Annotated in this window: 7 protein-coding genes and 1 pseudogene; 7 read left to right on the plus strand and 1 reads right to left on the minus strand. The window is 62.9% G+C overall.

Annotation, left to right across the window (positions count from 1 at the left end):
- The 7 genes and pseudogenes from EN991_RS21495 to EN991_RS21525 all read left to right on the plus strand — a co-directional run.
- Positions 1-205, plus strand: a pseudogene (locus tag EN991_RS21495) (MFS transporter); the annotation flags it as partial.
- 144 nt (positions 206-349) lie between these two features.
- Positions 350-1,534 carry a cell wall hydrolase gene (locus EN991_RS21500; protein WP_127369505.1) on the plus strand — a complete coding sequence of 395 codons (1,185 nt, stop codon included), beginning with the start codon at positions 350-352 and terminating at the stop codon, positions 1,532-1,534.
- Positions 1,535-1,788: 254 nt separating this feature from the next.
- Positions 1,789-2,196, plus strand: coding sequence for an AtpZ/AtpI family protein (locus EN991_RS21505; RefSeq protein ID WP_013532844.1), 408 nt, complete (start codon positions 1,789-1,791; stop codon positions 2,194-2,196).
- A gap of 59 nt (positions 2,197-2,255) precedes the next feature.
- Positions 2,256-3,014 (plus strand): F0F1 ATP synthase subunit A, encoded by a 759-nt coding sequence (locus tag EN991_RS21510; RefSeq protein ID WP_127369506.1) that lies wholly within the window; start codon positions 2,256-2,258, stop codon positions 3,012-3,014.
- Between the two features lie 85 nt (positions 3,015-3,099).
- On the plus strand, positions 3,100-3,324 hold the full coding sequence (locus EN991_RS21515) for a F0F1 ATP synthase subunit C (protein ID WP_006206606.1): 225 nt from the start codon (positions 3,100-3,102) through the stop codon (positions 3,322-3,324).
- Between the two features lie 63 nt (positions 3,325-3,387).
- On the plus strand, positions 3,388-3,987 hold the full coding sequence (locus EN991_RS21520) for a F0F1 ATP synthase subunit B (RefSeq protein ID WP_013532842.1): 600 nt from the start codon (positions 3,388-3,390) through the stop codon (positions 3,985-3,987).
- 10 nt (positions 3,988-3,997) lie between these two features.
- Positions 3,998-4,489, plus strand: coding sequence for a F0F1 ATP synthase subunit B (locus tag EN991_RS21525; RefSeq protein ID WP_013532841.1), 492 nt, complete (start codon positions 3,998-4,000; stop codon positions 4,487-4,489).
- A 275-nt stretch (positions 4,490-4,764) separates the two neighbouring features.
- Here the strand turns inward: EN991_RS21525 and EN991_RS21530 are convergent, their stop codons facing one another.
- A complete protein-coding gene (locus tag EN991_RS21530; protein WP_027164182.1) occupies positions 4,765-5,466 on the minus strand; it encodes a ribonuclease HII in 702 nt (233 codons plus the stop codon).
- Between the last annotated feature and the right edge of the window lie 41 nt (positions 5,467-5,507).

Genomic DNA, 5,507 nt, shown 5'->3' on the forward strand with positions numbered 1-5,507 from the left:
CGCCTACACCGAGCTTGCCACCCTTGCCGGCGCCGGCCATGTCGGAACCGCGCTCAGCCTTGCCAACACCTTTGTTTTCGTCGGCTTCTTCCTGGTGCCGGTGGCCATTCCGGGGCTCTTGCACCTCTGGTCCTGGTCCGGCGTCTGGCTGGCGGCCGCCATCTGCGCGCTGATCGCCCGGCCGATCTTCCTGCGTCCGGCCTGAATGGTCGGCCGCAAAATCGCCCGACTTCGCAACCACGACCTCGGGCCGACCGGGAAAACCCGATCGAATCCGTTAACGTCCCATCAAGGTTAATGCATCATTTTGCTCTCCAGTGGGGTCTGTAGCGTTCCTGGAGAGAGTTCCGTGCATCGACGTGTGTTGAAGCGGCTGGTTGCCGCCGCCGGTGAGAGAAAACGTGGCTTTTTGGGTCCGCTCGTCATCGGTTTCGGCATCTGGATCGGCTTTCCGACCGTCGCCGCCTATCAGGACATGACGAGCCTCGTTTCCGGCCTCGAAGCATCGAGCACGCGCTGGAATTCCTATGTCGAGAAATCCGTTGCCGGCTCGACCCATGCGGCTGAGATGCCCTTTGTCGATTCCGATGTCACCGGCTCCATTTCCGGATCGGGCGTCCATCTGGCCGGTGTCGGCAAGGTGTCGTTTCGCGGCAAGGGCGGCAAGGTCAGCGCCACACCCGATGAGGACCGCGTGGTGCGCGCCGAGAAGAAAGGGCGCATCGTCCAGATGTCTCCCGTCGCACCGCCAAAGAACTTCAACGCCGGCTCGATCTTCGAGCGCACGTCCTCCTTGCTGCGACCCAGCATGGACAGCGGCCTGAAAATGGCTTTCGCCAAGCCGCAGATCAAAGGCAAGGAAATCCAGATCGCCGCCGCATTCCATGTGCGCGAGGACAAGAAGCCGGATCCCGGCATGCCGGCCATGCTGGCGGCGCTGGTCAACAACGACCATCCGGATGTGCTGGCCACCGCCTATGCGCAATCCGAGCCGGACTATGCCAAGGCATCGCCCTTCGAGGCCCTGCTTCAGGACGAGCAGCCCAATGAGGGCCGCTTCATTCCGCCGATGGCCAAGGGCGATCATTCGTGGATCCAGAACCCGCTGCCGGCGAGTGTCTTCTCCAAGAAGGAGCAGGCATGCCTTGCCAACGGAATCTATTTCGAGGCGAGGAGCGAATCCGTGCGCGGCCAGGCCGCTGTCGCCCAGGTCATCCTCAACCGCGTCCGCAATCCGACCTATCCGAATTCGATCTGCGGCGTCGTCTACCAGAACGACAGCTGGTTCAACCGTTGCCAGTTCTCCTTCGCCTGCGACGGCAGGAAGAAGCGCATCGATAGCCCAGCCGCCTACAAGACCGCCCAGGAGATCGCCATGGCCGTCACCGCCGGCAAGATCTTCATTCCGGAAGTCGGATCGTCGACCCACTACTATGCCCAATATGTCCATCCCGGCTGGGCGCGCACGATGCAGAAGATGACCAAGATCGGCCTGCATATCTTCTATCGGACCTATGGCGGCGGCTGGAGCTGAGTGCGGAGCAGCCGCTGATCCTTGATGTGGCGCGCAGCCGATCAAAGAGCCATTGCGCGGGGGATTCGCGCCATGCATCCTCGTCATCCTGGCGGGCACGATGTCGCACCTTCGTAATTCATTGATTTCATTGCCTAAAATACATGGCAATGAACTTCCGCCCGTGGCTTGACGGGCGCAAACCCTCTAACTATGTTGCCGGCGACTTTAGAAGCGGACGGACGGTGACGGTCTGACCGGGCAGGGGGGTTGCGATGGCCGACAAGAATGGGCCAGACGGAACCGGAGAAACCGGCCGCGGCAATCAGCATGAACCCGACATCCGCGACGACGATCTTGAGCGCCGCCGCCGTGACCTTGAAGCTTCGCTTGCGACAAGGCGGCCGGGCCGGCTCGAGGGGAAAGACGACGCGAAAGCGGGCAGTGTGGCCGGTTATGGTCAGGCGCTCAAACTCTCCAGCGAGTTTATCGCCGGGGTGGTGGTGGGTGCCGGCATCGGCTGGGTCATCGACCGTTTGGCGGGGACATCGCCATGGGGTCTGATCGTGTTTCTGCTGCTTGGTTTTGGCGCCGGAGTGCTCAATGTGATGCGTTCCGCCGGCGTCGTGGCAGAATTTGGACAGGGCGATAAATCGCGCCGTGGCCAAGACGACAAGAAATGACCGCGCACCATGTGCGGTAATGGTAACGAGGCCGTACGCGGCATTGACGGGGTTTGAACGTGGCAGCTGACAAGGTCGATCCGATCCACCAGTTCCATATCAACAAGCTGATTCCGATCGACATCGGCAGCTATGACCTGTCTTTCACCAATTCGGCGCTGTTCATGGTCGCAACCGTGATCGTCGCGGCTGGATTCCTGTTTCTCACGACGTCGAGCCGCAGCCTGGTTCCCGGGCGGCTTCAGTCGGTCTCCGAGATGGCGTACGAGTTTGTCGGCAACATGTTGCGCGACGCCGCCGGCACGCAGGGCATGAAGTTCTTCCCTCTCGTGTTCTCGCTGTTCATGTTCGTGCTCGTCGCCAATCTGCTTGGCCTGTTCCCCTATTTCTTCACCGTCACCAGCCACATCATCGTCACCTTCGGCCTTGCCGTGCTGGTGATCGCAACCGTGGTCGTCTACGGCTTCATGAAGCATGGTCTTGGCTTCCTGAAACTGTTCGTGCCGCACGGCGTGCCGGTCTTCCTGCTGCCTCTCGTGGTGCTGATCGAAGTGATCTCCTTCGTGTCGCGCCCGGTCAGCCTCTCGGTTCGTCTGTTCGCCAACATGCTCGCCGGCCACATCACGCTGAAAGTGTTCTCCGGCTTCGTCGTCAGCCTGAGCGCGCTCGGCGCGGTTGGCGTCGCCGGCTCGATCCTGCCTCTGGCGATGGCGGTGGCGCTGACGGCACTGGAACTGCTGGTCGCCTTCCTGCAGGCCTACGTCTTTGCCGTGTTGACCTGCATGTATCTCAACGACGCCCTGCATCCAGGGCACTAGGTCCAAAAGTTTCCGGCCCAAAGATTTCCAACATTGGCGCCGGATGGAATCGCAACGGAATTTTAGATCCAAAGGAGTTGAACAAATGGACGCAGAAGCAGCAAAGTACATCGGCGCCGGCATCGCTTGCCTGGGCATGGGTGGCGCGGGCATTGGCCTCGGCAACATCTTCGGCAGCTACCTGGCGGGCGCACTGCGCAACCCTTCGGCCGCCGATGGCCAGTTCGGCCGTCTGATCTTCGGCTTTGCCGTGACCGAAGCTCTGGGCATCTTCTCGCTTCTCATCGCGCTTCTGGCCCTGTTCGGCTGAGCACTCGGGAAGATTGGACAGGCCGGCCGCGCAAGCGGCGGGCCTGAATTTCGGGGATAGTCCATGTTCGTGACATCTGCCTTTGCGCAAGAGTCCGCGCCATCAGCCGATACCAGCCACGCTGCGACGGAAGGCGACACGCATTCCGGCACCAGCGTGCCTGCTGAAGCGCATGGCACGTTTCCGCCATTCGATCCGGCGACGTTCCCGTCGCAGCTTCTGTGGCTGGCGATCACCTTCGGGCTGTTCTATCTCTTCCTGAAGCGGGTGGTGATGCCGCGCGTCGGCGGCATCATCGATGTCCGCAACGATCGCATCACGCAGGACCTCGACCAGGCGGCCAGGTTGAAGGGCGAGGCCGACGCCGCCGTTGCTGCCTACGAGCAGGAACTGGCGGAAGCCAAGACCAAGGCCAACGCCATCGGCCAGCAGGCCAACGACGCTGCCAAGGCCGAGGCCGACACCGCTCGCAAGAAGGTCGAGGCTGCGCTCGACGCGAAGCTTGGCGAAGCCGAAGCCCGCATTTCTTCCATCAAGGCCAATGCCATGAAGGAAGTCGGCAGCATCGCCGAGGACACCGCTTCGGCGATCGTCGAGGCTCTGGTTGGCGGCAAGGCCAGCAAGGCCGAGATCGCGGCCGCGGTCAAATCCGTGGCCCGGTGAGGAGCGCATCATGGATTACACATCTCTCGCGACGCTCTGGGCCACGATAGCCCTGATCATCTTCCTCGGCGTTGCCGTCTACATCAAGGTGCCTGGCATGATCGCCAAGGCGCTCGACGCCCGTGCCGCCAGGATCAGCAATGAACTGGACGAAGCGCGCCGGCTGCGCGAGGAGGCCCAGCAGCTGCTCGGCCAGTACCAGCGCAAGCGCAAGGAAGCCGAGCAGGAGGCCGCCGACATCGTCGCTGCCGCCAAGCGCGAAGCCGACATGCTTGCCGCCGACGCGCATAAGAAGACCGAGGACTATGTCGTCAGGCGCACCGCGCTTGCCGAACAGAAGATCGGTCAGGCCGAGCGTGATGCCATCAGCGAAGTGCGCGCCAGCGCCGTCGACATCGCCGTCGAGGCAGCACGCGCGCTGCTTGCCGGCAAGATCGACGCCAAGGCCGGTGCAGATCTGTTCAAGGCTTCGCTCGCGGACGTGAAGTCGAAGCTGAATTAGGCGGTTCGTCTAGCCAGTCATCGAAAGCCGCCCGGGCAACCCGGCGGCTTTTTTGTTGCGGCGCTGAAGCTGCCAATCTCCCCCCTCGTGGGGGAGATGCCCGGCAGGGCAGAGGGGGGGCGTGAAGGAACGCTAACCTTTGTTGTCCTAAGGTCTATCGGGACAAGCCTGAGGGCATAACTGCAATCGATTGAGAGGCCGGCGGGACAGCGCCCCCCTCTCTCCTACCGGACATCTCCCCCACAAGGGGGAGATTGGCTTGTCGTCGTCGTCGCTCAATCCAGCCCGGCGAAGCTCTCTTCTTCCACCACGTCCACCTCGGCCCCACCCAGCCGGAATGGCGCAAACGACACGCGGTGCAGCCGCGCCACCGGGCCATGCGCTTCGATCGCGGTGCGATGGCGAACCGTGGCGTAGCCCATATGGACTTCGAACCCGTAGCGGTCGTGATGGTTGCCGCAGCCGCACATCATGCGGTCGCGCATCACCTTGGCGACGATCGAGGCGGCGGCGATCGACTGCGAACGCTGGTCGCCCTTGATCAGCGCGCGCCCTTCACAAGGCAGTCCCGGCGGCACGTCGCGTCCATCGGCAAGCGCAAGCTTCGGCCGGACCGACAGCCCTACCAGCGCGCGCCGCATGGCTTCCAGGCTTGCCTTGAGGATGTTGCTGCCGTCGATGCCCTCGGCGCTGATGGAGGCCATCGAGACCGCCTGTGCGGAGCCGAGAATGCGCAGGAACAGGGCCTCACGCTGCAAATGGCTGAGGCGTTTGGAATCGTCGAGGCCGTCGGGAATGTTGGCGGGATCGAGCACCACCGCTGCGGCGACCACCGGCCCGGCCAGGGGGCCGCGGCCTGCCTCGTCCATCCCGGCGACCGGCCACAGGCCCTCCGCCATCGCCTTCGTCTCGAAGGAGAAGTCGGGCTTCTCGATGATCTCAAAGAGAGGCGGAGAATCAGAACGCGCGCGAGCCATGTTGCGGCGAGGTTCGCATCGGCTCCGATTCTCCGCAAGTC

Origin of the sequence: Mesorhizobium sp. M7A.F.Ca.US.005.03.2.1 (genome assembly GCF_003997795.1) — a bacterium.
Lineage (GTDB): Bacteria > Pseudomonadota > Alphaproteobacteria > Rhizobiales > Rhizobiaceae > Mesorhizobium > Mesorhizobium ciceri.

What these genes read in the sequence shown, in the direction of transcription:
- EN991_RS21530 (WP_027164182.1), bottom strand. Translation starts at nt 5,466, where the DNA reads ATGGCTCGCGCGCGTTCTGATTCTCCGCCTCTCTTTGAGATCATCGAG.
- EN991_RS21505 (WP_013532844.1), top strand. Translation starts at nt 1,789, where the DNA reads ATGGCCGACAAGAATGGGCCAGACGGAACCGGAGAAACCGGCCGCGGC.
- EN991_RS21520 (WP_013532842.1), top strand. Translation starts at nt 3,388, where the DNA reads ATGTTCGTGACATCTGCCTTTGCGCAAGAGTCCGCGCCATCAGCCGAT.
- EN991_RS21515 (WP_006206606.1), top strand. Translation starts at nt 3,100, where the DNA reads ATGGACGCAGAAGCAGCAAAGTACATCGGCGCCGGCATCGCTTGCCTG.
- EN991_RS21525 (WP_013532841.1), top strand. Translation starts at nt 3,998, where the DNA reads ATGGATTACACATCTCTCGCGACGCTCTGGGCCACGATAGCCCTGATC.